Genomic DNA, 24,762 nt, shown 5'->3' with positions numbered 1-24,762 from the left:
TGTGGCGGCGCACTGATTTAAAACGGCATTAAAACTGCACCGGAACTGTTGCCGAATAAACTATCGAACTGAGCGACTTACTACTCGAACATTTACGCAAAAAAAAAGCCGGCGTTAGCCGGCTTTTCTATTGTCGAGTTGATTAATCAGCAGCAGTTTCTTCAACTGGCAGAGCGCCCACTTCTGGACGGTCAACTAACTCGATGTATGCCATTGGAGCATTGTCACCAGTACGGAAGCCACACTTAAGAATACGAGTGTAACCACCTGGACGCGTGTTGTAACGCGGGCCTAAAACGTTGAACAGTAAACCAACAACTTCTTTATCACGTGTACGGGCAAAAGCTAAACGGCGGTTTGCAACGCTATCATTTTTAGCCAGTGTGATCAGAGGTTCGATTACACGGCGTAACTCTTTTGCTTTTGGCAGAGTCGTTTTGATGATTTCGTGCTTCACCAGCGAGCTTGCCATATTGCGGAACATTGCCTGACGGTGGCTGCTGTTCCGGTTTAACTGACGACCACTCTTGCGATGGCGCATGATCTATTCCTTCTCACTAAACCAGGAACTGGTATCTGGTTAGTCTTTATTTACCAAACTTGCTGGCGGCCAGTTTTCCAGGCGCATGCCCAGAGATAACCCACGTGACGCCAACACGTCTTTGATTTCGGTAAGTGACTTTTTACCCAGGTTAGGCGTCTTAAGAAGCTCAACCTCGGTACGTTGCACCAGATCACCAATGTACTGAATCTGCTCTGCCTTCAGACAGTTGGCAGAACGAACTGTTAATTCCAGATCATCGACAGGACGTAACAGAATCGGATCAAACTCCGGTTTCTCTTCACGTTTTTCTGGCTCGCTCTTGTCGCGCAGTTCTACGAAGAACTCCAGCTGTTCAGCCAGAATAGTCGCAGCACGACGAATTGCTTCCTCCGGCTCAACAGTGCCGTTGGTTTCCATGTCGATTACCAGTTTGTCCAAGTCAGTACGCTGTTCAACCCGTGCAGCTTCAACCGAATAAGCAATACGCTCAACCGGACTGAAAGAAGCATCGAGTAACAAACGACCGATTGGACGTTCGTCATCTTCAGAGGACACTCGGGCTGATGCAGGCACGTAACCGCGACCACGTTGTACTTTCAGGCGCATACTGAACTCAGTTTCGCCAGTCAGGTTACAGATCACGTGTTCCGGATTTACGATAACCACACCGTCGCCACGCTGGATGTCTCCAGCAGTTACAGGGCCAGCACCTTTTTTGGTTAAAGTCAGAGTGACTTCGTCTTTGTCTTCCAAACGAACGGCTAAGCCTTTCAGGTTCAAAAGGATATCGATGATATCTTCTTGCACGCCTTCTTTGGCGCTGTACTCATGAAGCACGCCGTCGATTTCCACTTCCGTCACTGCGCAACCTGGCATTGACGATAAAAGGATCCGACGTAACGCGTTGCCCAAGGTATGCCCGAAACCGCGCTCAAGTGGTTCCAAAGTAACTTTGGCACGAGTTGGGTTGATTTTTTCGATACCAACTAATCTCGGCTTAAGGAATTCGGTGACAGAACCCTGCATTGTATCCTCTCTTAAGAAAATGCCTTACTACTTAGAGTAAAGCTCGACGATTAACTGTTCGTTGATGTCAGCAGACAAATCTGAACGCTCTGGACGACGCTTGTAAGTGCCTTCCATCTTTTTCGTGTCAATTTCAACCCAAGTTGGTTTTTCACGTTGTTCAGCAACTTCTAAAGCAGCAACGATACGTGCTTGCTTCTTAGCTTTTTCGCGAACAGCGATCACTTGTTCTGGTGACACAGCGTAAGATGGGATATTCACAACGCGGCCATCAAGCATGATAGCTTTGTGGCTGACTAACTGACGTGCTTCTGCACGTGTGCTGGCCAGACCCATGCGATACACTACGTTGTCCAGACGTGATTCCAACAACTGGAGCAGGTTTTCGCCGGTGTTACCCTTCAAACGAGCAGCTTCTTTGTAATAGTTACGGAACTGCTTCTCTAATACGCCATAAATACGACGTACTTTTTGTTTTTCGCGTAATTGTAAACCGTAGTCCGATAAGCGACCGCGACGAGCGCCGTGCTGACCTGGAGCAGTTGTTAAATTACACTTTGAATCGATTGCTCTGACGCCGCTTTTCAGGAACAGGTCTGTTCCTTCGCGACGACTCAGTTTGAGCTTAGGACCCAAATATCTTGCCATCTTCTTTCTCCAATAATCTTAGAAGCGCTTGTTACACGCGACGTTTTTTCGGTGGACGGCAACCATTGTGTGGAATTGGCGTCACGTCGGTGATATTCGTAATGCGGTAGCCAGCGGCGTTCAGCGCACGAATGGCTGATTCGCGACCTGGACCAGGACCGTTAACGAACACTTCAAGATTCTTCAGACCATATTCTAACGCGGCAGTACCAGCACGCTCAGCAGCAACCTGTGCAGCAAACGGCGTAGACTTACGCGAACCACGGTAACCTGAACCACCGGCAGTTGCCCAGCACAGAGCATTGCCTTGACGGTCGGTAATCGTGACGATGGTATTGTTGAAAGACGCATGGATATGAGCCATACCGTCAGAAACTTGCTTTTTTACCCGTTTACGAGTACGAACTGGTGCTTTAGCCATGTTTTACCCCGTTTTATTTCTTGATTGCTTTGCGTGGGCCCTTGCGGGTACGCGCGTTAGTTTTAGTGCGCTGACCACGAACCGGCAGACTACGACGATGACGCAGGCCACGGTAGCAACCAAGGTCCATCAAACGTTTGATGTTTAACGTGATTTCACGGCGTAAGTCACCTTCAACGGTGTACTTCGCAACTTCGTCACGAAGAGTATCGAGCTCTGCGTCAGATAACGTAGAGATTTTACGATTTTCTTCGATGCCCACTGCTGCCAGAATGGCTTTTGAGCGGGTCTTACCGATACCAAAAACATAGGTCAAAGAAATGACCGCATGTTTATTATCGGGGATGTTAATGCCAGCGATACGGGCCACTAACGTTCTCCTATAAATGAGTTTAAGGGTGCCGATTTGAAAAGCCCGTAAGGATACTCAAACGGCGGCCATATTGCAACAATAAGTCCGGGCCAAACCAAATAGTTCAGCCCTGACCTAATGTTTCTGCTGTTAGCCTTGACGTTGTTTGTGCTTAGGCTCTACACAAATTACCCGCACAACGTTGTTGCGCTTGATAACTTTGCAGTTACGGCAGATCTTCTTAACGGAAGCTCGTACTTTCATAACTTAACTCCGCAATATTACCTTAACGACCGAAGCCCTTAAGGTTTGCTTTTTTAAGCACAGACTCGTATTGATGCGACATCAAGTGGGTCTGTACCTGTGCCATAAAGTCCATAATCACGACGACAATAATCAGTAAAGATGTACCGCCGAAATAGAATTGCACATCAAGTGCAACCATCATGAACTCAGGAACCAAACAGATAAAGGTAATGTATGCCGCACCAGCTAAGGTCAGGCGTGTCATCACTTTATCAATGTATTTAGACGTCTGCTCACCAGGGCGAATACCCGGAATAAAGGCGCCAGATTTTTTCAGGTTGTCTGCTGTTTCACGTGGGTTAAAAACCAACGCTGTATAAAAGAAACAGAAGAACACAATAGCCGCTGCATACAAAATTATGTAGAGCGGTTGCCCCTGAGACAGCATCAAAGCCAGCTCTTGGAAAAAGTTAGCTATCATACCATCACCTGTACCAAACCAGGTAGCAATTGTTCCTGGGAACAAGATGATGCTCGATGCGAAGATCGGTGGAATAACGCCAGCCATATTGACTTTGAGCGGCAAATGACTGCTTTGGGCAGCATAAACCTGACGGCCTTGCTGACGTTTGGCATAATTCACCACAATGCGTCGTTGACCACGTTCGAAGAAAACTACGAACCAGGTTACAACCACTACGATAACCGCAATAAACAACAGTAACAAAAAGTGCATATCGCCTTGACGTGCCATCTCAATCGTCTGGCCTACGGCAGACGGGAAGCCAGCAACAATACCAGTGAAAATCAACAGCGAAATACCATTACCAATACCACGCTCAGTAACTTGCTCACCCAACCACATTAAGAACATGGTGCCAGTGACAAGACTAATCACAGCAATTAGATAGAAACCGAAGCCCGGGTTAATAACCAGGCCAGGCATCATATTTGGTAAACCTGTTGCAATACTGGCCGCCTGAACAGTGGCCAGTCCCAAGGTACCGTAACGTGTATACTGATTAATTTTGCGTCGGCCAGCTTCACCCTCTTTCTTCAATTCAGCCATCTTCGGGTGCATGACCGTCAGCAACTGGACAATAATTGAAGCAGAAATGTAAGGCATGATACCGAGCGCAAATACAGACGCACGCTCAAGGGCACCACCGCTGAACATGTTAAACATCTCAACGATGGTACCTTTTTGTTGCTCGAATAATTGAGCTAGCACGGTGGCGTCAATTCCAGGAATTGGCACAAATGAGCCCAGTCGGAAAATGACTACGGCAAAAAGCACCACCAACAGACGAGCCTTCAGTTCACTGAGGCCACCTTTGGCGCTTTTTAAGTCCTGACCTGGTTTAGCCATCGCGTACTATCCTTATTATTCTTCGACTTTACCGCCAGCGGCTTCGATCGCAGCACGAGCACCTTTCGTTACACGCAGGCCTTTCACAGTGATTGGACGAGCCAGCTCACCAGACAGAACTACTTTTGCGAATTTGATGTTACGTGCAATTACGTTCGCTTCAGTCAGCGTGCTCAGATCAGCAACATCACCAGCAACCAGAGCCAGCTCGTGCAGACGCACTTCAGCAGACACCAGGCCTTTTAATGATGTGAAACCGAACTTAGGCAGACGCTGTTTCAAAGGCATTTGACCGCCTTCGAAACCAGGACGTACTTTACCGCCTGAACGAGACTTCAGACCTTTGTGACCACGACCAGCGGTTTTACCCAAGCCTGAACCGATACCACGACCTAAACGGCGCTTCTCTTTTTTCGAACCTGGAGCCGGAGAAAGTGTATTTAATAACATCGCTTACTCCTCAACCTTAACCATGTAATACACTGCGTTGATCATACCGCGTACTGAAGGAGTATCTTCCAGCGTGACAGTGTGACCAATGCGGCGCAAGCCTAAACCAACCAGAGTCGCTCTGTGCTTCGGCAGACGGCCGATGCCTGACTTGATTTGGGTTACTTTAATAGTCTTTTGAGCCATGGCAAATTACCCCAGAATGTCGTCAACGCGCAGGCCACGTTTCGCAGCAACCTGAGCTGGCGATTTGATCGCAGACAGGGCGTTGACAGTAGCGCGAACTACGTTGATTGGGTTGGTTGAGCCGTAGCATTTTGACAGTACGTTCTGTACGCCAGCTACTTCTAACACAGCGCGCATTGCACCACCGGCGATGATACCGGTACCTTCAGACGCCGGTTGCATGTACACGTTGGAACCAGCGTGTACACCCTTAACCGGGTGATGAAGAGTGTTACCATTTAACTCAACTTGAGTCATGTTACGACGAGCTTTTTCCATTGCTTTTTGAATAGCAGCTGGTACTTCGCGCGCTTTACCGTAACCGAAGCCTACACGGCCGTTACCGTCGCCCACAACAGTCAGAGCAGTGAAGGAAAAAATCCGGCCACCCTTAACTACTTTAGACACACGGTTCACAGCAACCAGCTTCTCTTGTAAATCAGATTGTTGTTTAGCTTCTACGTTAGCCATGATCTACTCCTAGAATTGAAGACCGGCTTCACGCGCCGCGTCCGCTAAAGCTTGAACGCGACCATGATACTGGAAACCGCTACGGTCAAAGGCAACCGCAGTCACGCCTTTAGCCAGTGCACGTTCAGCGATTGCTTTACCTACAGCTTTAGCAGCATCTACGTTACCGGTGTACTTCAGTGCTTCGCGGATTGAAACTTCAACAGTAGAAGCTGCAGCGATCACTTCAGCATTTGGTGCGATAAGCTGAGCGTAAATGTGGCGTGGTGTACGATGTACAACCAAGCGGTTCGCACCTTGTTCGATAATGTTTCTGCGAACGCGTTTCGCGCGACGCAGACGAGCAAGTTTCTTATCCATCGCTCTACCTTACTTTTTCTTGGCTTCTTTACGACGCACGTTTTCGTTCGCGTAACGGACACCTTTGCCTTTGTAAGGCTCTGGTTTACGGTACGCCCGGATGTTCGCAGCGACTTGGCCAACCAGTTGTTTGTCAGCACCTTTCACCAGAACTTCAGTCTGAGAAGGAGTTTCAATCGTGATACCAGCCGGTACTTCAAAAGCAACCGGATGTGAGAAACCCAGAGACAGGTTCAGAACCTTGCCTTCAGCTTTCGCACGATAACCAACACCAACTAATTCCAGTTTGCGGGTGTAACCTTCAGAAACACCAACAACCAGGTTGTTTATTAACGCACGAGCGGTACCCGCTTGAGCGTTAGCGCCTTCGAAACCGTCGCGAGGATTGGTACGAACAACGTTACCATCAACAACGATTTCAACTGCTGCGTTAACGTTTAACGTCAACTCGCCGTTTTTGCCTTTAATCACCACGTTCTGACCGTTCAGTGCGATTGACACACCTGCTGGCAGTGCGATGGGGGCTTTAGCAACACGAGACATAGATTACTACCTCCGTTACGCTACGTAGCCGATGATTTCGCCACCGATACCAACCTTGCGCGCAGCACGGTCAGTCATTAGCCCTTTAGATGTAGACACGATAGCTACACCTAAACCACCCATTACTTTTGGTAACTCGCCGCGTTTCTTATAGATACGCAGACCTGGACGGCTAACACGATCGATAGTTTCAATAACTGATTTGCCTTGGAAATACTTTAATGTAACTTCCAGCTCCGCTTTTACATCAGCAGAAACAGCGAAATCTTCGATGTAACCTTCGTCTTTTAATACTTTCGCAATTGCAATCTTCAGTTTTGAAGAAGGCATCTTAACCGCAACTTTTTTGGCAGCTTGGCCGTTACGGATGCGAGTAAACATATCCGCTACTGGATCTTGCAAACTCATAGCTGTTACTCCCGTGATTCTTACCAGCTGGCCTTACGAAGGCCAGGAATTTCACCGCGCATTGCTGCTTCACGGACCTTGATCCGGCTCATGCCGAATTTACGCAGGTACCCATGTGGACGGCCAGTGATACGGCAACGATTACGTTGACGCACAGGGCTTGAATCACGCGGTAACGTTTGCAGCTTCAGAACTGCAGCCCAACGGTCTTCGTCAGAAGTCGCTGGATTAGCAATAGCGTCCCGCAGCGCATGACGTTGCTCAGCGTATTTGGCTACCAGTTGTGCACGCTTTAACTCACGTGCTTTCATTGATTGTTTTGCCATGACCCTATACCTTATTTCTTAAATGGGAAGTTAAACGCGGCAAGTAATGCACGTCCTTCGTCATCGGTACGAGCAGTAGTAGTGATAGTGATATCTAAACCACGTACCGCGTCTACTTTGTCGTAATCGATTTCTGGGAAAATGATTTGCTCACGAACGCCCATAGAATAGTTACCACGGCCATCGAACGATTTAGGGTTTACACCACGGAAGTCACGGATACGCGGAATAGCGATCGATACCAGACGTTCCAGGAAATCCCACATACGCTCGCCGCGCAGGGTCACTTTGGCACCAATAGGGTAGCCTTCACGGATCTTGAAACCAGCAACTGATTTACGAGCTTTAGTAACGAGTGGCTTCTGACCAGAAATAGCGGTCAAATCAGCAACAGCGTTTTCTAAAACTTTTTTATCAGCAACAGCTTCACCAACACCCATATTGAGTGTGATTTTGACAATCCGAGGGACTTGCATGACGCTGGTGTAGCCGAACTGTTTAAACAGTTCCGGAACTACGGTGTCTTTATAAATTTCATGCAGTTTCGCCATCGTATTACTCCAATAGCTATTTAGATTTTTTCATTATTCGATTTGAAGAAGCGAACTTTCTTGCCATCTTCAAAGCGGAAACCAACGCGATCTGCTTTACCCGTTGCTGGGTTAACAACCGCTACGTTTGATACGTGAATTGAGGCTTCTTTTTCAACGATGCCACCTGGAACATTCAGGGCCGGAACCGGCTTCTGATGTTTCTTAACCAGGTTCACACCTGAAACATAAACGCGGCCTTCATCAACTAAAACTTTAGTGACTTTGCCTTGTTTACCTTTGTCCTTACCAGTAAGAACAACTACCTCATCATCACGACGGATTTTGCTAGCCATTGTGACTCCTTACAGTACTTCTGGGGCCAGAGAAACGATCTTCATGAATTTATCACCACGAAGTTCGCGGGTAACCGGTCCAAAAATACGTGTGCCGATCGGTTCCAGCTTGTTGTTTAACAACACAGCTGCATTGCGATCAAAACGGATCAATGAACCGTCCTGACGGCGTACGCCTTTGCGTGTACGCACCACCACAGCATTCAGAACATCACCTTTTTTGACCTTACCGCGAGGAATTGCTTCCTTAACAGTGATCTTGATGACGTCTCCGATAGCTGCATAACGGCGATGCGAACCACCTAAGACCTTAATACACATTACGCTGCGCGCGCCGCTGTTGTCTGCGACTTCCAGCATAGATTGCATCTGGATCATCTTAGTGCTCCGCTATTCCACTACTATTACCCTTTCGGATAACGCTGTTTTTTCAATTTACTACCCCTACATGAGGGCGCGAGATTATAACAGCCCTTTCTGTAAAGTGGTAGCTCAAAATAAAAGCGGCCCATAAAAGGACCGCTTTTTTTTTCGGCAAAATTCCAAAAGGAATTAAGATGCTGACTCTACTACCGCAACCAGAGTCCAAGACTTGGTTTTAGAAAGAGGGCGGCATTCGCGAATAGTCACGATATCACCTTCTTTACATACGTTAGCTTCGTCATGTACGTGCAGCTTGGTTGTGCGCGTAATGAACTTACCGTAGATCGGGTGTTTCACGTTACGCTCGATCGCAACAACAATAGACTTGTCCATTTTGTTGCTGATCACTTTACCTTGCAGAGTACGGGTGTTTAATTCGCTCATTACGCACCTGCCTTCTCAGTTAAGATGGTCTTTACACGTGCGATATCGCGACGCACCGTTTTCAGCAAATGAGTTTGAGCTAACTGACCTGTAGCCGCTTGCATGCGCAGGTTGAACTGCTCACGTAACAGGCCCAGTAATTCAGCGTTTAACTCTTCTACGCTTTTTGCTTTCAGTTCGCTGGCTTTCATCACAATACCGTCCGCGTTACAAAGGTTGTCTTAAATGGAAGCTTGGCAGAAGCCAATGCAAATGCATGACGAGCCAGTTCTTCCGACACACCGTCCATTTCGTACAGGACTTTGCCAGGTCTGATCTGGCATACCCAGTACTCCACGCTACCTTTACCACTACCCATACGAACTTCGAGTGGTTTTTGCGTCATTGGTTTGTCTGGGAACACACGGATCCAGATTTTACCAACACGTTTTACGGCACGGGTCATGGCACGACGTGCAGATTCAATTTGACGTGAAGTCATTTGACCACGTTCAACTGCTTTCAGTGCGAAGGTACCGAAGCTTACTTTGTCACCAGAGGTGGCTAAGCCGCGGTTGCGTCCTTTGTGCACTTTACGAAATTTAGTACGTTTTGGTTGCAACATCGCTCAATACTCCTACTTAGCCTTACGTGGAGCCGGTTTTTTCGGCGCCTTAGGCTGTTTGTCGTTGTTGGCGTTATTGTTGTTGGCCAGTGGTAAACCACCCAGGATCTCGCCTTTGAAGATCCAAACTTTAACACCAATGATACCGTAAGTAGTTAAAGCTTCTGATGTTGAGTAGTCGATATCAGCACGCAGAGTGTGTAAAGGCACACGGCCTTCACGGTACCACTCGTCACGTGCGATTTCAGCACCACCTAAACGGCCAGAAACCTGAACTTTGATACCTTTCGCGCCTAAACGCATCGCATTCTGTACTGCGCGCTTCATAGCACGACGGAACATTACGCGGCGTTCAAGCTGGCTACTGATAGAATCAGCAACTAACTTGGCATCCAGTTCTGGCTTACGGATTTCAGAGATATTGATCTGTGCAGGCACGCCAGCGATAGTCGCGACAGCTTTGCGCAGTTTTTCAACGTCTTCACCTTTTTTACCGATGATCACGCCTGGACGAGCAGTGTGAATAGTCACACGGATGCTTTTCGCAGGACGTTCAATATCGATCCGGCTTACTGAAGCAGCTTTCAGTTCTTTTGTCAGATACTGACGAACTTTAAAGTCACCAACCAGGAAATCCGGGAAATCTTTTGTATTCGCGTACCAGGTTGAGCTCCAAGGCTTAGTGATACCTAGGCGAATACCATTAGGATGTACTTTCTGTCCCATTTCTCACTCCTAGTTATCAGCTACAACCACAGTAATGTGGCTGGTACGCTTGACGATACGGTCAGCACGGCCTTTGGCACGTGGCTTAATCCGCTTCATTGACGGACCTTCGTCAACAAACACAGTTTTCACTTTCAAAGCGTCGATATCGGCGCCTTCATTGTGTTCTGCGTTCGCAATGGCTGATAAAAGAACCTTTTTAACCAGCTCAGCCGCTTTTTTCGGGCTGTAGGTTAAAACATCTAACGCCTTACCAACTGTCAGGCCACGGATTTGGTCAGCAACCAAACGAGTTTTCTGAGCAGATGAACGGGCAAATTTATGTTTTGCTAATGCTTGCATTTATTTACCCCTTAGCGTTTCTTGGCCTTTTTGTCGGCTGCATGACCACGGTATGTACGAGTTGGTGAAAACTCACCTAACTTGTGACCAACCATCTCTTCAGAGACGATTACCGGTACATGTTGACGACCATTATGGACAGCGATGGTCAAACCGATCATTTGTGGAATGATCATTGAACGACGGCTCCAAGTCTTGATAGGCTTCTTGTCACCGCTTTCCAACGCTTTCTCTACCTTCTTCAGCAAGTGAAGGTCGATAAATGGACCTTTCTTGAGAGAACGTGGCATGGCAATTCCTCACATTAAATTATTTGTCACGACGACGGACAATGAACTTGTCTGTACGCTTGTTCGCACGGGTCTTGTAACCTTTGGTTGGTACACCCCATGGTGTAACCGGATGACGGCCACCAGAAGATTTACCTTCACCACCACCGTGTGGGTGGTCTACCGGGTTCATTACAACACCACGAACGGTTGGACGTACACCGCGCCAGCGCATAGCACCTGCTTTACCGTATTGGCGCAGCATGTGTTCGGCGTTGCCGATTTCACCGATAGTTGCACGGCAATCAGCCAGGACTTTGCGCATCTCACCGCTGCGCAGACGCAGAGTGACATATGCACCGTCACGCGCCAGGATCTGGGCGAATGCACCAGCTGAACGCATTAATTGGCCGCCTTTACCAGGCTTCAGTTCGATGTTGTGAACGATTTGACCCACTGGGATGTTGCGCAGTGGCATGGTGTTACCAGATTTAATTGGTGAATCCATACCAGACTGAACTACATCACCAGCTTTCAAGCCTTTTGGTGCCAGAATGTAACGACGCTCACCATCTGCATACAACACCAGAGCGATGTTAGCAGTACGGTTTGGATCGTATTCCAGGCGCTCAACTTTAGCCGGGATACCGTCTTTATTACGCTTGAAGTCAACTAAACGGTAATGTTGCTTGTGGCCACCACCGATGTGACGAGTCGTAATACGACCGTGGTTGTTACGACCACCAGTCTTTGTGTTCTTCTCTAACAAAGGCGCGTATGGCTTGCCTTTGTGCAGGTCTGGGTTGACCACTTTTAAAACGTGGCGACGACCTGGTGACGTAGGTTTACACTTAACAAGTGCCATTTCCTAACTCCTCTTATTACTCAGCGCCGCCAACTAAATCGAGCTCGCTGCCTTCTTTAAGAGTAACGTAAGCTTTTTTCCAATCGCTACGTTGGCCAGTACGCATACCAGTGCGCTTGGTCTTACCCTTAACGTTAACAGTGCGAACACCAACTACTTCCACTTCGAACAGTTTCTGAACGGCAGCCTTAATGTCTGCTTTAGTAGACGTGGTTGATACTTTGAACACGACTGTGTTGTTGGTTTCTGCCGCAATCGTGCTCTTCTCAGATACGTGCGGAGCCAGAATCACCTTCAGTAAACGTTCTTCACGGATCATGCTAACATCTCCTCGATTTGTTTAACTGCAGCTGCAGTCATCAACACTTTGTCGAAGGCGATTAAGCTGACTGGGTCGATACCGTGAACATCACGCACGTCAACCTTGTACAGGTTACGCGCTGATAAGAACAGGTTCTCGTCAACTTCTGCAGTAACGATCAGAACATCTTTCAGTTCCATCGCTTTTAATTTAGCTGCCAGTTCCTGAGTTTTTGGTGTTTCAACATTGAAGTTTTCAACCACCAATAAACGGTCTTGACGAACTAATTCAGAAAGAATGCTCATGATCGCGCCGCGATACATTTTTCTGTTAACTTTTTGGCTGTGATCTTGTGGCTTAGCCGCAAACGTCACACCACCGCCGCGCCAAATTGGGCTACGGATTGTACCAGCACGGGCACGACCAGTACCCTTCTGGCGCCATGGCTTCTTACCGCCACCGCGTACTTCTGAACGGGTCAGTTGAGCACGGGTACCTTGACGGGCGCCAGCTGCGTATGCAACTACTACCTGATGTACCAGAGCTTCATTGAACTCACGTCCAAAGGTAGCTTCGGAAACTTCAAGAACGCCTTTAGCGTCTCTTAATGCTAATTCCATCACTCATCTCCTCCAGACGTTAGCTTTTGACCGCTGGTTTAACAATCACATCACCACCGATAGCACCAGGGACAGCGCCCTTCACTAACAGAATGTTGCGTGCTGCATCAACACGTACAACTTCCAGAGACTGGACTGTTACACGCTCTGCACCCATATGGCCGGCCATTTTTTTACCTTTGAATACTTTACCTGGTGATTGGTTTTGACCAATTGAACCTGGTACACGGTGTGACAGAGAGTTACCGTGAGTTGCATCCTGAGTACGGAAATTCCAGCGCTTTACAGTACCGGCAAAACCTTTACCTTTTGATGTGCCTGTGACATCAACTTTTTTCGTCTCTGCGAAAACTTCAACAGTAATCTCGCTGCCGACTTGAATGTCAGCGCCTTCGTTGTCTTGCAGGCGGAATTCCCACAGACCACGACCGGCTTCAACACCAGCTTTTGCAAACTGACCTGCGTCTGGCTTGTTCAGGCGGCTTGCCTTCACAGTGCCAGCAGTCACTTGCAGTGCGCTATAGCCATGAACGTCTTGCGTTTTGATGGCAGTAACGCGGTTTGGTGTTGCTTCGATTACGGTTACTGGGATTGATACGCCATCTTCAGTGAAGATGCGAGTCATGCCCACTTTACGACCGATTAGACCGATAGCCATATCCTAAACCTCTCTAAAAACCTGTCTGATTAGCCCAGGCTGATTTGAACGTCAACGCCAGCAGGCAGATCTAAACGCATCAGTGCGTCAACAGTCTTTTCTGTTGGCTCAACGATGTCGATTAAACGCTTGTGGGTACGGATTTCGTACTGATCACGTGCATCTTTATTGACGTGAGGAGAAATCAATACAGTGAAACGTTCCTGGCGAGTCGGAAGTGGGATAGGACCACGAACCTGCGCGCCCGTACGCTTAGCTGTGTCAACGATTTCCATAGTTGACTGATCGATCAAACGGTGATCGAACGCTTTCAGACGGATGCGAATCCTTTGATTACTCATAAATCAAAGCCTCAAAGAGCAAAAAGAGCAAAAATAAACAAGGGCAGCCATATTCCTAGCGGAAAGACGCCTTTGCACCATGTTACATTGACCTTCCAATCGAAGGTCCTGTTGTGCACTGGGACACGACGCAACAATCAATGTTGTAGCTGTTTGTACCGAGTGCCAGCCTGAGTCTAAGCCAAGGCTGGACGCGCATTATACGCAATCAGAAGAGAAAAACAAGTGTCTGTTTTATTTTTGAACAATTCAGTGAAGATAAAAACGGAGCCCCATGCAAAGGGGCCTCGTCTTAGTCTGCCTGATTAGATTAATGAAGGATTGATCGCGGTTAGAGACTGCTGAACAATATGAAGGTATCCATATGCTTTTGGCATAATGCGGCTAAAGTAGAAGTCAGCTGTTTGCCGTTTCGAAGCTATAAACTCTTCGCCTTCATGGCACTCACCGAGAGCAGCAAGTGTTTTATTCCACATGTGACCAAACAATAGATATCCGGTCAGGTCCAACAGGTCACAGGCATGCGATTGTAACAGCGATGCTAGTGCCTCTTTCTGCTGCGCCAAGCTGCCCATTAGCACCTGATACTGTTTTAACAATTCCGACAACGCAGGCTGCGGACTAACACTCAGTTCAGCCGCAATCTCTTGCAGGATTTGTTGGATTGCTGCACCACCATCAGCAAAGAGCTTCCGACCAGCAAAGTCTAAGGCTTGGATCCCATTGGTACCTTCATAAATTTGGGCAATCCTTACATCACGAACCCACTGTTCCATGCCCCATTCTTTTATATAACCATGGCCACCAAATACCTGCTGTGCCATAACGCAGCTATCAAAGCCTCGGTCCGTAAGGAATGCTTTGGTTACTGGGGTGAGCAGACTGGCAACTGCCAAGGCATTTTGATCTTCACCAAACTTGGCTTGATCTAATTGGTGCGCTACATACACAGAAAAACTGCGACCGGCTTCGGTCAGCGCTTTTGCAGTTAGCAGCATGCGCTGTACATCGGCATGCTGAATGATCGAGTCAGCCTTATTTGCATCTTTGGTTGACACACGACCTTGCAGGCGGTCGTTGGCATAGAGTCTGGCATTTTGAAATGCCCGTTCTGCGGCCCCGACCCCTTGGCTACCCATTGCAAGGCGTTCGTAGTTCATCATGGTGAACATCGCCGCCAGACCTTTATTCGGTTCGCCAAGTAAATATCCTTTGGCGTCATCGAAATTCATTACACAGCTCGCCGATGCATGAATACCCATTTTGTGTTCGACTGAACCGCATTGCAGTGAGTTTCGCAACTCTGTTTTATGGCCATTTGTATCTAGCATGAACTTAGGTACAAGAAACAACGAGATCCCACGAGAACCCGCGGGCGCATCAGGTAATTTTGCCAACACCAAATGAATAATGTTATCAGTCAGGTCATGCTCACCGGCTGTAATAAAGACCTTACTGCCGCTGATTAGATAACTACCGTCCGCTTGTGGCTTTGCCTGAGTGCGCATAATGCCCAAGTCGGAACCTGCATGTGCTTCCGTCAGGCACATGGTCGCTGACCACTCCCCACTATAAAGCTTTGGCAGGATATGTTGCTTCGTAGTTTCATCAGCATATTGTAATAAGGTTACACAGGCACCCGCAGTTAGACCTGAATATAATGAAAACGCAATATCGGCGCTGCACATCATCTCTTCGTACAAAGTCGCCAAAGACTTTGGCATGCCCATACCACCGTATTCAGGATCGCCAGACAACGCTGTCCATCCGCCCTCGCACAGTTGCTGGTAATTCACTTTGTAGTGTTCAGGCGTTGTGACATTTCCTGCCTGCCACAGTACTCCCGTTTCATCAGCTAGTTGTGCCTTTGGCGCTATCAATTCAGCCGTGACTTTACTAGCTTCATCTAAAATAGCGCTTGCTGTATCAGCTTCAATCCGCTCGCTGAGTATCTTATTCGCTGACCAAAATTGCTGCACTTTCCACAGCTGAAACAGGTTAAACCGCATGTCAGCCAACGGCGCTTGGTAAATACTCATAACAACTCTCCACCTGGTACGATGAGTTAGTTTTAACAGAATCTGAATAAGGATTCAAACACATGTTTGAATCCTTGAAAATAAACTAAGACTAGTTGCAAGGAATGCGTTACGCGAGTTTAGAGCAAGCTATTTTCAGGCAGCTCAGTTGGAGAGTTGAATAGACAGATAAAGTTGGATAGTTCGAACTAGTTAAACCAATGCAGAAATTTAGAATTGCTGAAAACAAAAAGGGCTCCAGAGGAGCCCTTTTCTATATCCAGACTATTACGCCAGGATCTTCGCTACTACGCCCGCACCTACTGTACGGCCGCCTTCACGGATTGCAAAACGCAGACCTTCATCCATCGCGATTGGGTTGATCAGCTCAACCACAAACTTCAGGTTGTCGCCTGGCATTACCATCTCTACGCCTTCTGGCAGCTCTACTGCACCAGTCACGTCAGTTGTACGGAAGTAGAACTGTGGACGGTAGCCTTTGAAGAATGGAGTATGACGACCACCTTCTTCTTTTGACAGTACGTACACTTCGCCTTCAAACTTCGTGTGTGGCTTGATTGAACCTGGCTTCGCCAGTACTTGACCACGTTCTACGTCTTCACGTTTAGTACCACGTAACAGCGCGCCGATGTTCTCGCCTGCACGACCTTCGTCCAGCAGCTTACGGAACATTTCAACACCAGTACAAGTAGTTGTCACTGTGTCTTTCAGACCAACGATTTCTACTGACTCGCCTACTTTCACGATACCCTGCTCTACACGACCAGTTACTACTGTACCGCGACCAGCAATTGAGAATACGTCTTCGATTGGCATGATGAATGGCTTATCAATCGCACGGACTGGCTCTGGAATGTAAGTATCCAGTGCGTTACCCAGTTCCAGGATCTTCTGTTCCCAAACTGCGTCGCCTTCCAGACCTTTCAGCGCTGAACCACGGATTACCGGCAGGTCATCACCTGGGAAATCGTAGTCAGAAAGAAGTTCACGAACTTCCATTTCTACCAGCTCTAACAGCTCTTCGTCATCTACCATGTCACATTTGTTCATGAACACGATGATGTATGGAACGCCTACCTGACGAGATAACAGGATGTGCTCACGAGTCTGTGGCATTGGGCCGTCAGTTGCAGCTACTACCAGAATAGCGCCGTCCATCTGAGCAGCACCAGTGATCATGTTTTTAACATAGTCAGCGTGGCCTGGGCAGTCTACGTGTGCGTAGTGGCGAGTTGGGGTGTCGTATTCAACGTGAGAAGTGTTGATCGTGATACCACGAGCTTTTTCTTCTGGCGCTTTATCGATTTGGTCGAATGAGAAAGCCTGACCGCCGTAGTGCTTTGCCAGTACGTTGGTGATAGCTGCTGTCAGAGTAGTTTTACCGTGGTCAACGTGGCCGATTGTGCCTACGTTTACGTGCGGTTTGTTACGTTCAAATTTAGCCTTAGCCATTTCAATTACCTTCTGTTAAGTAGACCCGACTTAGACCGGGCCGAATTAATTAATTATTCGCCTGTTCTGCGAGCAGCAATAATCGCTTCAGTCACGTTATTAGGTGCCTCCATATACTTCAATGGTTCCATTGAATACGAAGCACGACCCTGCGTTAAAGACCGCATACTGGTCGCATAGCCAAACATTTCTGATAACGGCACTTGTGCGTCGACGACTTTAATACCACCAGGAGCGTCTTCCATGCCATTGATAATACCGCGGCGACGGTTTAAGTCACCTACGATATCGCCCATGAAGTCTTCAGGTGTCACCACCTCAACTTTCATCATAGGCTCCAGCAGAACTGGCTTGGCTTGTAGAGCACCTTTTTTGAAGCCCATCGAAGCAGCAATTTTGAACGCCATTTCGTTTGAGTCAACATCGTGGTATGAACCATCAAATACAGAAACCTTCACATCGATGACCGGATAACCGGCAAGGATCCCGTTTTTCATTTGTTCCTGAATACCTTTATCGATCGCCGGAATGAACTCCTTAGGAATCACACCGCCAACCACAGCATTCACAAATTCGTAACCCTTGCCTTCTTCCAGTGGTTCAATCTTCAGCCAACAATGACCAAATTGGCCACGTCCGCCAGATTGGCGTACGAACTTTCCTTCAACTTCCGTGGTACCACGGACCGTTTCACGATAGGCAACCTGAGGTTTACCCACGTTCGCTTCGACCTTAAACTCGCGCTTCATTCGATCAACGATGATTTCCAGGTGTAGTTCACCCATACCCGAGATAATGGTTTGACCCGTCTCGTCATCAGTATGAACACGGAATGATGGATCTTCAGCTGCTAATTTACTCAGCGCGATCCCCATCTTTTCCTGGTCAGCTTTAGTTTTTGGCTCCACTGCCACCGAAATAACCGGTTCCGGGAACTCCATCCGCTCGAGAATAATCACATTATTCTCGTCACAAAGAGTGTCACCGGTCGTTGTGTCTTTTAAACCGATAGCTGCTGCAATATCACCTGCGCGGACTTCTTTAATTTCTTCCCGACTGTTAGCGTGCATTTGCACGATACGGCCGATGCGCTCTCTTTTCTGCTTTACTGAGTTATACACAGCAGAGCCGGCTTCAACAACGCCTGAGTAAACGCGGAAGAATGTCAGGGTGCCCACGAAAGGGTCTGTCGCAATTTTAAATGCTAATGCTGAGAACGGCTCGTCATCACTTGAGTGACGCTCACCTTCAGAATCATCTTCGTGAATACCTTTAATGGCTTTCACTTCAGTTGGCGAAGGTAAAAAGTAAATGACGTTGTCGAGCATGGCCTGAACGCCTTTATTTTTAAAGGCTGAACCGCACATCACCAGTACAACCTGGTTACGAACAGTCAAGTCACGCAATGCTGCACGGATCTCATCTTCTGAGAAATCGCCACCATCAAGGTAGCGCTCCATCAGCTCTTCATTAGATTCAGCTGCGGCTTCAATCATGTTTTGGCGCCACTCGTTCGCTTCATCGAGCATATCAGCAGGGATATCCTCGTAAGTGAACGTCATACCCTGATCAGCTTCATTCCAATTAATGGTTTTCATCTTGATCAGGTCGATAACGCCTTTGAAATTTTCTTCAGCACCAATAGGCAGCTGAATTGGAACGATTGTCGAGTTCAGGCGATCGCGCGCTTGCTTGACTACACGCAGGAAGTTTGCGCCAGTACGATCCAGCTTGTTGACGAATATCATCCGCGGGACTTCATACTTATTCGCTTGCCGCCATACGGTTTCAGTTTGCGGTTGCACACCTGAAGAACCACAAAGCACAACAACAGCACCATCAAGTACCCGCAGAGACCGTTCGACTTCTATAGTAAAGTCGACGTGCCCCGGAGTATCAATCAGGTTAATTCGGTGTTGCTCGAACTGCTGTTGCATCCCAGACCAGAAAGCGGTAGTCGCAGCAGACGTGATAGTGATACCACGCTCCTGCTCCTGTTCCATCCAGTCCATGGTTGCAGCGCCGTCGTGTACTTCACCAATTTTATGTGAACGGCCGGTATAAAACAGCACGCGCTCTGAAGTCGTGGTTTTACCCGCGTCAACGTGAGCAACGATACCGATATTCCGATAGCGTTCAATAGGAGTAGTACGTGCCACAATCGAATCCTCTTTATACGGTCTAAATTACCAGCGGAAGTGAGCGAAAGCTTTGTTCGCTTCAGCCATACGGTGTACGTCTTCACGCTTCTTAACAGCAGAACCTTTATTCTCAATAGCATCCAGCATTTCACCAGCCAAACGCTGGGCCATTGATTTCTCACCACGTTTACGGGCTGCTTCTGTCAACCAACGCATTGCTAACGCATTGCGGCGAACCTGACGAACTTCACATGGAACCTGATAAGTAGAACCACCCACACGGCGTGATTTAACTTCTACCGTTGGACGGATGTTATCCAGTGCAACTTCAAAGATATCCAGTTCAGCTTTTTTAGACTTGGTTGCTGCAATTTCCAATGCGCCGTATACGATTGATTCAGCGATTGATTTTTTACCGTCGATCATTACGACGTTTACGAACTTGGCCAGCAGTTCACTTCCGAATTTAGGATCTGGAAGGATTTTACGTTGACCTATGACGCGTCTTCTTGGCATTCGAAACTCCGATTGCTTCAGGTGATTCCAAAACTTTTAATGAAAAAAGTTGTTTAGTTTGGCCTTACTTAACGGAGTTAAGTTATTTATTCTTCGGCCGTTTAGCGCCGTATTTAGAACGGCCTTGCTTACGATCTTTAACGCCTGCACAGTCTAATGTGCCGCGTACGGTGTGGTAGCGCACACCTGGAAGGTCTTTTACCCGGCCGCCACGGATCAGGACAACGCTGTGTTCCTGTAAGTTGTGGCCTTCACCACCAATGTAAGAAGAAACTTCAAAACCGTTTGTTAAACGGACACGGCATACTTTACGCAGTGCTGAGTTTGGCTTCTTAGGGGTAGTGGTGTATACGCGGGTACAAACACCACGCTTCTGTGGGCAAGCCTCGAGCGCCGGAACGGTGCTCTTAGAGACCACCTGGCTGCGCGGCTTACGCACTAGCTGGTTGATTGTTGCCATTAAATACTCCTGGTTTAAAAAATATACCCAATAAACGTGTAATTCCGCACCCGAAATCGGGGGCCGCGGAATTCTACTGGTCAACCTTTGACCTGTCAAGAAAGAAAAAGCCCGCCGCATCTAAGATACGGCGGGCTTTCCAGCTATTTCAGACGTGATTAATCGTCGTTACCGGACAGGTCCATGTTCAGGGCGTCTGTAAGGGCTTGTTCAGCCACTTCAGCGCTCATTGCAGGTTCTGCCACTTCACCATTGGCGATCCGCGCACGTTGACGTGTACGGTTCTGGTGATAGGCGAAACCGGTACCGGCTGGGATCAGACGACCCACAATCACGTTTTCTTTCAGACCGCGCAGTTCGTCGGTTTTTCCGCCTACTGCAGCTTCTGTCAGAACGCGTGTGGTTTCCTGGAACGATGCTGCAGAAATGAAAGAGTCCGTTGACAGCGATGCTTTGGTAATACCCAGCAGGCTGCGCTCGTACTTCGCAGGGATCTTACCTGCGGCTTCCAGTTCTACGTTTGCGATGTTCACACGAGACACTTCAACCTGTTCGCCTTCGAGGAACTCACTGTCACCCGGGTGCAGGATCACGCACTTACGCAGCATTTGACGAATAATCGTTTCAATGTGCTTGTCGTTGATCTTAACGCCCTGCAGACGGTAAACGTCCTGTACTTCGTTCACAATGTAGCTGGCTACATGGTGGACGCCACGTAAACGCAGGATGTCGTGTGGTGACTCTGGACCTTCAGAGATAACCTCACCTTTCTCGATACGTTCACCTTCGAACACGTTCACCTGACGCCATTTCGGGATCATCTCTTCATGAGAGTCACCTTGCTCCGGCGTGATAATCAGACGACGTTTGCCTTTGGTTTCTTTACCGAAGCTGATGACACCTGAGATCTCGGCCAGAATAGCTGGATCTTTTGGCTTACGCGCTTCGAACAAGTCCGCAACGCGCGGCAGACCACCGGTGATGTCGCGTGTTTTCGAGCCTTCTTGTGGAATGCGCGCTAACACAGTACCTGGCTTCACGTTCTGACCATCGGTAATTTCGATAGTCGTGAAACTTGGCAGACGAATTTCCTGCAGTGCACCGTCGTCCATAGCGAGAATGAGTTTTGGCTCCTTCGCATTAACCTTGGACAGGTCTTTTACTACAGTCCGACTTAAACCAGTCAGGTCATCTTGCTGAACTTCAGTGTTACTGTCGTCAACATCGCTGAATGAAACCTTAGCACCACGTTCCACAATGATTGGGTGTGAATGCGGATCCCAGTTCGCGACGATTTGACCGGCAGTCACAGTGCTGTTGTCGTCAATCGTTAACACAGAACCGTATGGCAGCTTGTAACGCTCTTTCTCACGACCTTGCTCGTCGAACACTGTCACTTCAGCTGAACGTGACGTGATAACGATCTTGTCGTCAGTATTGCGAACAAACTTCGCGTTATGCAGCTTCAGGGTACCGGAGTTTTTCACCTGTACACTGTTTTCAGCAGAGGCCCGCGATGCCGCACCACCGATGTGGAATGTCCGCATCGTCAACTGAGTACCTGGTTCACCGATAGACTGCGCCGCGATAACACCCACCGCTTCACCGGCGTTGATGATATGGCCACGGGCCAGATCACGACCGTAACACTTCGCGCAAACGCCAAAGTTGGTCTGACAGGTGATTACAGAACGGACATAAACTTCATCAATTGAGTGGCTTTCGATCAGGTCACACAACTGTTCATCCAGCATGGTGCCGTCTGTTACCAGCACTTCACCAGTCGCCGGCACAATAACGTCGCCGATAACAACCCGACCCAACACGCGCTCACGCAGACCTTCTACAACGTCACCACCTTCAATCAATGGTTTCATCATAATGCCGCGGTCTGATCCGCAGTCAGACTCAGTCACAACCAAATCTTGTGCAACGTCAACCAGACGGCGCGTCAGGTAACCCGAGTTCGCTGTCTTCAGTGCGGTATCGGCAAGACCTTTACGCGCACCGTGAGTAGAGATGAAGTACTGCAGAACGCTTAAGCCTTCACGGAAGTTTGCAGTGATTGGCGTTTCGATGATTGAACCATCTGGTTTTGCCATCAGACCACGCATACCGGCTAACTGACGGATCTGAGCTGGTGAGCCCCGAGCGCCAGAGTCGGCCATCATATACACAGAGTTAAATGATGGTTGCGTCACTTCGTTGCCGTCGCGATCTATTACTTTTTCTTTCGACAAATTATCCATCATGGCTTTTGACAACGCTTCGTTTGCCGTTGACCAGATATCGATAACTTTGTTGTACTTTTCACCGGCGGTAACCAGACCTTGTTGGAACTGGTCCTGAATTTCCGCAACTTCTGCTTCTGCAGCACCGATGATGTCAACTTTTGCCGCAGGGATGACCATATCATCAATACCTACAGACACACCTGACAGCATCGCGTAGTGGAAACCGGTATACATGATTTGGTCAGCCAGAATAACAGTGTTTTTCAGGCCGATCCGACGATATGAACCGTTCAGTAAGCGTGAAATCTGCTTCTTGCCCATTGCCTGGTTGATAGAATCAAACGCCAGACCTGTTGGCAGGATAGAGTACAGAATTGCACGGCCAACAGTCGTATCACGTACAGATGTCTTGCTGGTACTTGTACCGTCTTCATGGTTCGTCACTTCAGTCAAGCGCACTTTGACGCGGGCATGCAGGCTGGCAACGCCAGCACGGAATGCTTTTTCCGCTTCTTTCGGGCTCTTGAACATCATGCCTTCGCCTTTGGCGTTGACCGCGTCACGAGTCATGTAATACAGACCCAACACAACGTCCTGTGAAGGAACGATGATTGGTTCACCATTCGCTGGCGACAGTACGTTGTTGGTAGACATCATCAGCGCACGGGCTTCTAACTGAGCTTCCAGCGTCAGCGGTACGTGTACCGCCATCTGGTCACCGTCGAAGTCGGCGTTGTATGCCGCACACACCAATGGGTGCAGTTGGATCGCTTTACCTTCAATCAGCACTGGCTCAAAAGCCTGGATACCCAGACGGTGCAGTGTTGGTGCGCGGTTCAGCAGGACCGGATGTTCACGGATGACTTCGTCCAGAACGTCCCATACAGCACCTTCTTCGCGCTCAACCATTTTCTTGGCAGCTTTGATAGTCGTGGCTAAACCACGAGCTTCCAGCTTGCCATAGATGAACGGTTTGAACAGTTCAAGAGCCATTTTCTTCGGCAGACCACACTGGTGCAGACGCAGTGTAGGGCCTACGGTAATAACAGAACGACCTGAATAGTCGACGCGCTTACCTAATAAGTTCTGACGGAAACGACCTTGCTTACCTTTGATCATGTCAGCTAAAGATTTCAGCGGACGCTTGTTAGAACCAGTAATAGCACGGCCACGACGACCGTTATCTAACAGCGCATCCACAGCTTCCTGCAACATCCGCTTTTCGTTACGGACGATGATGTCAGGCGCAGACAGATCTAACAGACGCTTCAGACGGTTGTTCCGGTTGATCACACGACGGTACAGATCGTTCAGATCTGAAGTCGCAAAACGACCGCCGTCCAGAGGAACCAGCGGACGTAAATCCGGTGGCAGAACTGGCAGCACTGTCATGATCATCCACTCCGGTTTGTTACCAGAAGTGTGGAACGCTTCCATCAGTTTTAAGCGTTTGCTGATTTTTTTCCGTTTGGTTTCAGAGTTGATCGTTGGCAACTCTTCACGCATTTGCTTAATTTCTGTAGCCAGTTCAATGCCTTTCAACAGATCCAGAATTGCTTCTGCACCCATTTTGGCTTCGAACTCGTCGCCGTGCTCTTCCAGCACGTCTAAGTATTCTTCCTCAGTCAGCATCTGACGACGCTCTAAAGAAGTCATACCTGGCTCAGTCACTACGTAGCTTTCGAAATACAGCACGCGCTCGATATCACGTAGTGTCATGTCTAACAGTAAACCGATACGGCTCGGCAGTGACTTCAGGAACCAAATATGGGCAACCGGGCTTGCCAGTTCAATATGGCCCATGCGCTCACGGCGCACTTTGGTCAGTGTGACTTCAACGCCACACTTCTCACAAATCACACCACGGTGTTTCAGACGTTTGTACTTACCGCACAGACATTCATAATCTTTCACCGGGCCAAAGATGCGGGCACAAAACAGGCCATCGCGCTCTGGCTTAAAGGTCCGGTAGTTGATGGTTTCTGGCTTTTTCACTTCACCAAATGACCACGAACGGATCATGTCCGGTGAAGACAGGCCAATGCGGATCACATCGAACTCTTCAGTTTTTGTTTGCTGTTTCAGAAACTTTAATAAGTCTTTCACTTTACT

At 48.3% G+C, this 24,762-nt stretch carries 34 protein-coding genes; all 34 read right to left on the bottom strand.

Translation table 11 applies throughout. The features are described from left to right. Positions 1 to 142: 142 nt before the first annotated feature. Positions 143 to 541, bottom strand: a complete 399-nt coding sequence (gene rplQ, locus ACQ66Q_RS15490) for a 50S ribosomal protein L17 (RefSeq protein ID WP_430457598.1) — start codon at positions 539 to 541, stop codon at positions 143 to 145. 39 nt (positions 542 to 580) lie between these two features. Then, the gene (locus ACQ66Q_RS15485) at positions 581 to 1,570 is read right to left on the bottom strand and encodes a DNA-directed RNA polymerase subunit alpha (protein WP_031568298.1); all 990 of its coding nucleotides are present in this window, start codon (positions 1,568 to 1,570) and stop codon (positions 581 to 583) included. Between the two features lie 27 nt (positions 1,571 to 1,597). Beyond that, positions 1,598 to 2,218 carry a 30S ribosomal protein S4 gene (gene rpsD / locus ACQ66Q_RS15480; RefSeq protein WP_430457597.1) on the bottom strand — a complete coding sequence of 207 codons (621 nt, stop codon included), beginning with the start codon at positions 2,216 to 2,218 and terminating at the stop codon, positions 1,598 to 1,600. 31 nt (positions 2,219 to 2,249) lie between these two features. After that, entirely contained in the window at positions 2,250 to 2,639 is a 390-nt protein-coding gene (gene rpsK / locus ACQ66Q_RS15475) for a 30S ribosomal protein S11 (RefSeq protein WP_031568300.1), read from the bottom strand. A gap of 13 nt (positions 2,640 to 2,652) precedes the next feature. Next, positions 2,653 to 3,009 (bottom strand): 30S ribosomal protein S13, encoded by a 357-nt coding sequence (gene rpsM, locus ACQ66Q_RS15470; RefSeq protein WP_031568301.1) that lies wholly within the window; start codon positions 3,007 to 3,009, stop codon positions 2,653 to 2,655. A 132-nt stretch (positions 3,010 to 3,141) separates the two neighbouring features. Further along, the gene (gene rpmJ, locus ACQ66Q_RS15465; protein WP_082335860.1) at positions 3,142 to 3,255 is read right to left on the bottom strand and encodes a 50S ribosomal protein L36; all 114 of its coding nucleotides are present in this window, start codon (positions 3,253 to 3,255) and stop codon (positions 3,142 to 3,144) included. 22 nt (positions 3,256 to 3,277) lie between these two features. Continuing rightward, positions 3,278 to 4,606, bottom strand: coding sequence for a preprotein translocase subunit SecY (secY, locus tag ACQ66Q_RS15460; protein WP_377239244.1), 1,329 nt, complete (start codon positions 4,604 to 4,606; stop codon positions 3,278 to 3,280). Between the two features lie 15 nt (positions 4,607 to 4,621). Next, a complete protein-coding gene (gene rplO, locus ACQ66Q_RS15455) occupies positions 4,622 to 5,056 on the bottom strand; it encodes a 50S ribosomal protein L15 (protein ID WP_377239242.1) in 435 nt (144 codons plus the stop codon). A gap of 3 nt (positions 5,057 to 5,059) precedes the next feature. Further along, entirely contained in the window at positions 5,060 to 5,242 is a 183-nt protein-coding gene (rpmD, locus tag ACQ66Q_RS15450; protein WP_377239241.1) for a 50S ribosomal protein L30, read from the bottom strand. A gap of 6 nt (positions 5,243 to 5,248) precedes the next feature. Next, a complete protein-coding gene (rpsE, locus tag ACQ66Q_RS15445) occupies positions 5,249 to 5,752 on the bottom strand; it encodes a 30S ribosomal protein S5 (protein ID WP_377239240.1) in 504 nt (167 codons plus the stop codon). Positions 5,753 to 5,761: 9 nt separating this feature from the next. After that, on the bottom strand, positions 5,762 to 6,112 hold the full coding sequence (gene rplR, locus ACQ66Q_RS15440) for a 50S ribosomal protein L18 (RefSeq protein ID WP_377239239.1): 351 nt from the start codon (positions 6,110 to 6,112) through the stop codon (positions 5,762 to 5,764). A 9-nt stretch (positions 6,113 to 6,121) separates the two neighbouring features. Further along, positions 6,122 to 6,655 (bottom strand): 50S ribosomal protein L6, encoded by a 534-nt coding sequence (gene rplF / locus ACQ66Q_RS15435; RefSeq protein WP_430457596.1) that lies wholly within the window; start codon positions 6,653 to 6,655, stop codon positions 6,122 to 6,124. A 15-nt stretch (positions 6,656 to 6,670) separates the two neighbouring features. Then, positions 6,671 to 7,063, bottom strand: a complete 393-nt coding sequence (gene rpsH / locus ACQ66Q_RS15430) for a 30S ribosomal protein S8 (protein ID WP_377239237.1) — start codon at positions 7,061 to 7,063, stop codon at positions 6,671 to 6,673. Positions 7,064 to 7,083: 20 nt separating this feature from the next. Then, positions 7,084 to 7,389, bottom strand: a complete 306-nt coding sequence (rpsN, locus tag ACQ66Q_RS15425; protein WP_031568310.1) for a 30S ribosomal protein S14 — start codon at positions 7,387 to 7,389, stop codon at positions 7,084 to 7,086. Positions 7,390 to 7,400: 11 nt separating this feature from the next. Beyond that, a complete protein-coding gene (rplE, locus tag ACQ66Q_RS15420) occupies positions 7,401 to 7,940 on the bottom strand; it encodes a 50S ribosomal protein L5 (RefSeq protein ID WP_031568311.1) in 540 nt (179 codons plus the stop codon). 20 nt (positions 7,941 to 7,960) lie between these two features. Further along, positions 7,961 to 8,275 carry a 50S ribosomal protein L24 gene (gene rplX / locus ACQ66Q_RS15415; protein ID WP_430457595.1) on the bottom strand — a complete coding sequence of 105 codons (315 nt, stop codon included), beginning with the start codon at positions 8,273 to 8,275 and terminating at the stop codon, positions 7,961 to 7,963. A gap of 9 nt (positions 8,276 to 8,284) precedes the next feature. Beyond that, positions 8,285 to 8,653, bottom strand: coding sequence for a 50S ribosomal protein L14 (gene rplN / locus ACQ66Q_RS15410; protein ID WP_377239235.1), 369 nt, complete (start codon positions 8,651 to 8,653; stop codon positions 8,285 to 8,287). Positions 8,654 to 8,827: 174 nt separating this feature from the next. Beyond that, a complete protein-coding gene (rpsQ, locus tag ACQ66Q_RS15405) occupies positions 8,828 to 9,082 on the bottom strand; it encodes a 30S ribosomal protein S17 (protein ID WP_031568314.1) in 255 nt (84 codons plus the stop codon). After that, positions 9,082 to 9,273, bottom strand: a complete 192-nt coding sequence (rpmC, locus tag ACQ66Q_RS15400; RefSeq protein ID WP_031568315.1) for a 50S ribosomal protein L29 — start codon at positions 9,271 to 9,273, stop codon at positions 9,082 to 9,084. The genes rpsQ and rpmC overlap by 1 nt, the downstream gene beginning before the upstream one ends. After that, positions 9,273 to 9,686, bottom strand: a complete 414-nt coding sequence (gene rplP / locus ACQ66Q_RS15395; protein ID WP_377239234.1) for a 50S ribosomal protein L16 — start codon at positions 9,684 to 9,686, stop codon at positions 9,273 to 9,275. The genes rpmC and rplP overlap by 1 nt, the downstream gene beginning before the upstream one ends. Positions 9,687 to 9,698: 12 nt before the next feature. Beyond that, the gene (gene rpsC / locus ACQ66Q_RS15390) at positions 9,699 to 10,412 is read right to left on the bottom strand and encodes a 30S ribosomal protein S3 (RefSeq protein WP_031568317.1); all 714 of its coding nucleotides are present in this window, start codon (positions 10,410 to 10,412) and stop codon (positions 9,699 to 9,701) included. Between the two features lie 9 nt (positions 10,413 to 10,421). Next, entirely contained in the window at positions 10,422 to 10,754 is a 333-nt protein-coding gene (rplV, locus tag ACQ66Q_RS15385; RefSeq protein WP_377239233.1) for a 50S ribosomal protein L22, read from the bottom strand. Between the two features lie 11 nt (positions 10,755 to 10,765). Beyond that, complete coding sequence (gene rpsS / locus ACQ66Q_RS15380; RefSeq protein ID WP_031568319.1) at positions 10,766 to 11,044, bottom strand: 30S ribosomal protein S19; 279 nt, start codon at positions 11,042 to 11,044, stop codon at positions 10,766 to 10,768. A gap of 19 nt (positions 11,045 to 11,063) precedes the next feature. Further along, positions 11,064 to 11,888 carry a 50S ribosomal protein L2 gene (gene rplB, locus ACQ66Q_RS15375; RefSeq protein WP_377239232.1) on the bottom strand — a complete coding sequence of 275 codons (825 nt, stop codon included), beginning with the start codon at positions 11,886 to 11,888 and terminating at the stop codon, positions 11,064 to 11,066. Between the two features lie 16 nt (positions 11,889 to 11,904). Then, a complete protein-coding gene (gene rplW, locus ACQ66Q_RS15370) occupies positions 11,905 to 12,207 on the bottom strand; it encodes a 50S ribosomal protein L23 (RefSeq protein ID WP_377239231.1) in 303 nt (100 codons plus the stop codon). Then, complete coding sequence (rplD, locus tag ACQ66Q_RS15365) at positions 12,204 to 12,809, bottom strand: 50S ribosomal protein L4 (protein WP_377239230.1); 606 nt, start codon at positions 12,807 to 12,809, stop codon at positions 12,204 to 12,206. The genes rplW and rplD overlap by 4 nt, the downstream gene beginning before the upstream one ends. Before the next feature lie 19 nt (positions 12,810 to 12,828). After that, the gene (gene rplC / locus ACQ66Q_RS15360; protein WP_031568323.1) at positions 12,829 to 13,467 is read right to left on the bottom strand and encodes a 50S ribosomal protein L3; all 639 of its coding nucleotides are present in this window, start codon (positions 13,465 to 13,467) and stop codon (positions 12,829 to 12,831) included. 29 nt (positions 13,468 to 13,496) lie between these two features. Continuing rightward, the gene (rpsJ, locus tag ACQ66Q_RS15355) at positions 13,497 to 13,808 is read right to left on the bottom strand and encodes a 30S ribosomal protein S10 (protein WP_008899121.1); all 312 of its coding nucleotides are present in this window, start codon (positions 13,806 to 13,808) and stop codon (positions 13,497 to 13,499) included. Positions 13,809 to 14,113: 305 nt separating this feature from the next. Beyond that, complete coding sequence (locus ACQ66Q_RS15350) at positions 14,114 to 15,847, bottom strand: acyl-CoA dehydrogenase family protein (protein ID WP_430457594.1); 1,734 nt, start codon at positions 15,845 to 15,847, stop codon at positions 14,114 to 14,116. Positions 15,848 to 16,114: 267 nt separating this feature from the next. After that, positions 16,115 to 17,299 (bottom strand): elongation factor Tu, encoded by a 1,185-nt coding sequence (gene tuf / locus ACQ66Q_RS15345; RefSeq protein ID WP_430457593.1) that lies wholly within the window; start codon positions 17,297 to 17,299, stop codon positions 16,115 to 16,117. Positions 17,300 to 17,352: 53 nt separating this feature from the next. Further along, positions 17,353 to 19,458: an elongation factor G gene (gene fusA, locus ACQ66Q_RS15340; protein WP_430457592.1), complete on the bottom strand. Its 2,106-nt coding sequence runs from the start codon at positions 19,456 to 19,458 to the stop codon at positions 17,353 to 17,355. A gap of 27 nt (positions 19,459 to 19,485) precedes the next feature. Next, on the bottom strand, positions 19,486 to 19,956 hold the full coding sequence (gene rpsG / locus ACQ66Q_RS15335) for a 30S ribosomal protein S7 (protein WP_031564165.1): 471 nt from the start codon (positions 19,954 to 19,956) through the stop codon (positions 19,486 to 19,488). Positions 19,957 to 20,038: 82 nt separating this feature from the next. Then, entirely contained in the window at positions 20,039 to 20,416 is a 378-nt protein-coding gene (gene rpsL / locus ACQ66Q_RS15330) for a 30S ribosomal protein S12 (RefSeq protein WP_031564163.1), read from the bottom strand. Positions 20,417 to 20,574: 158 nt separating this feature from the next. Beyond that, on the bottom strand, positions 20,575 to 24,756 hold the full coding sequence (gene rpoC, locus ACQ66Q_RS15325) for a DNA-directed RNA polymerase subunit beta' (RefSeq protein WP_430457591.1): 4,182 nt from the start codon (positions 24,754 to 24,756) through the stop codon (positions 20,575 to 20,577). Positions 24,757 to 24,762 lie beyond the last annotated feature (6 nt).

The sequence above is a fragment of the Rheinheimera sp. genome, from assembly GCF_965283995.1.
In the GTDB taxonomy this organism is placed as follows: domain Bacteria; phylum Pseudomonadota; class Gammaproteobacteria; order Enterobacterales; family Alteromonadaceae; genus Pararheinheimera.
The sequence above is the reverse complement of the archived record's forward strand: the minus strand, read 5'-3'. Positions and strand labels throughout refer to the sequence as shown.

Excerpts from the sequence above, each read along its gene's own strand:
- rplN (WP_377239235.1), bottom strand. The coding sequence starts at position 8,653 with ATGATCCAGATGCAATCTATGCTGGAAGTCGCAGACAACAGCGGCGCG.
- ACQ66Q_RS15485 (WP_031568298.1), bottom strand. The coding sequence starts at position 1,570 with ATGCAGGGTTCTGTCACCGAATTCCTTAAGCCGAGATTAGTTGGTATC.
- rplW (WP_377239231.1), bottom strand. The coding sequence starts at position 12,207 with ATGATCCGTGAAGAACGTTTACTGAAGGTGATTCTGGCTCCGCACGTA.
- rpmD (WP_377239241.1), bottom strand. The coding sequence starts at position 5,242 with ATGGCTCAAAAGACTATTAAAGTAACCCAAATCAAGTCAGGCATCGGC.
- rplD (WP_377239230.1), bottom strand. The coding sequence starts at position 12,809 with ATGGAATTAGCATTAAGAGACGCTAAAGGCGTTCTTGAAGTTTCCGAA.
- rplV (WP_377239233.1), bottom strand. The coding sequence starts at position 10,754 with ATGCAAGCATTAGCAAAACATAAATTTGCCCGTTCATCTGCTCAGAAA.
- rplQ (WP_430457598.1), bottom strand. The coding sequence starts at position 541 with ATGCGCCATCGCAAGAGTGGTCGTCAGTTAAACCGGAACAGCAGCCAC.
- rplX (WP_430457595.1), bottom strand. The coding sequence starts at position 8,275 with ATGGCTAGCAAAATCCGTCGTGATGATGAGGTAGTTGTTCTTACTGGT.
- rplC (WP_031568323.1), bottom strand. The coding sequence starts at position 13,467 with ATGGCTATCGGTCTAATCGGTCGTAAAGTGGGCATGACTCGCATCTTC.
- rpmJ (WP_082335860.1), bottom strand. The coding sequence starts at position 3,255 with ATGAAAGTACGAGCTTCCGTTAAGAAGATCTGCCGTAACTGCAAAGTT.
- rplF (WP_430457596.1), bottom strand. The coding sequence starts at position 6,655 with ATGTCTCGTGTTGCTAAAGCCCCCATCGCACTGCCAGCAGGTGTGTCA.
- rplO (WP_377239242.1), bottom strand. The coding sequence starts at position 5,056 with ATGTTATTAAATACACTTTCTCCGGCTCCAGGTTCGAAAAAAGAGAAG.
- ACQ66Q_RS15350 (WP_430457594.1), bottom strand. The coding sequence starts at position 15,847 with ATGAGTATTTACCAAGCGCCGTTGGCTGACATGCGGTTTAACCTGTTT.
- rplB (WP_377239232.1), bottom strand. The coding sequence starts at position 11,888 with ATGGCACTTGTTAAGTGTAAACCTACGTCACCAGGTCGTCGCCACGTT.
- rpsG (WP_031564165.1), bottom strand. The coding sequence starts at position 19,956 with ATGCCAAGAAGACGCGTCATAGGTCAACGTAAAATCCTTCCAGATCCT.
- rpmC (WP_031568315.1), bottom strand. The coding sequence starts at position 9,273 with ATGAAAGCCAGCGAACTGAAAGCAAAAAGCGTAGAAGAGTTAAACGCT.
- rpsH (WP_377239237.1), bottom strand. The coding sequence starts at position 7,063 with ATGAGTTTGCAAGATCCAGTAGCGGATATGTTTACTCGCATCCGTAAC.
- rpsC (WP_031568317.1), bottom strand. The coding sequence starts at position 10,412 with ATGGGACAGAAAGTACATCCTAATGGTATTCGCCTAGGTATCACTAAG.
- secY (WP_377239244.1), bottom strand. The coding sequence starts at position 4,606 with ATGGCTAAACCAGGTCAGGACTTAAAAAGCGCCAAAGGTGGCCTCAGT.
- rplR (WP_377239239.1), bottom strand. The coding sequence starts at position 6,112 with ATGGATAAGAAACTTGCTCGTCTGCGTCGCGCGAAACGCGTTCGCAGA.
- rpsN (WP_031568310.1), bottom strand. The coding sequence starts at position 7,389 with ATGGCAAAACAATCAATGAAAGCACGTGAGTTAAAGCGTGCACAACTG.
- rplE (WP_031568311.1), bottom strand. The coding sequence starts at position 7,940 with ATGGCGAAACTGCATGAAATTTATAAAGACACCGTAGTTCCGGAACTG.
- rpsK (WP_031568300.1), bottom strand. The coding sequence starts at position 2,639 with ATGGCTAAAGCACCAGTTCGTACTCGTAAACGGGTAAAAAAGCAAGTT.
- rpsS (WP_031568319.1), bottom strand. The coding sequence starts at position 11,044 with ATGCCACGTTCTCTCAAGAAAGGTCCATTTATCGACCTTCACTTGCTG.
- rpsL (WP_031564163.1), bottom strand. The coding sequence starts at position 20,416 with ATGGCAACAATCAACCAGCTAGTGCGTAAGCCGCGCAGCCAGGTGGTC.
- tuf (WP_430457593.1), bottom strand. The coding sequence starts at position 17,299 with ATGGCTAAGGCTAAATTTGAACGTAACAAACCGCACGTAAACGTAGGC.
- rpsD (WP_430457597.1), bottom strand. The coding sequence starts at position 2,218 with ATGGCAAGATATTTGGGTCCTAAGCTCAAACTGAGTCGTCGCGAAGGA.
- rpsE (WP_377239240.1), bottom strand. The coding sequence starts at position 5,752 with ATGGCTAACGTAGAAGCTAAACAACAATCTGATTTACAAGAGAAGCTG.
- rpsJ (WP_008899121.1), bottom strand. The coding sequence starts at position 13,808 with ATGAGTAATCAAAGGATTCGCATCCGTCTGAAAGCGTTCGATCACCGT.
- rpsQ (WP_031568314.1), bottom strand. The coding sequence starts at position 9,082 with ATGAGCGAATTAAACACCCGTACTCTGCAAGGTAAAGTGATCAGCAAC.
- rplP (WP_377239234.1), bottom strand. The coding sequence starts at position 9,686 with ATGTTGCAACCAAAACGTACTAAATTTCGTAAAGTGCACAAAGGACGC.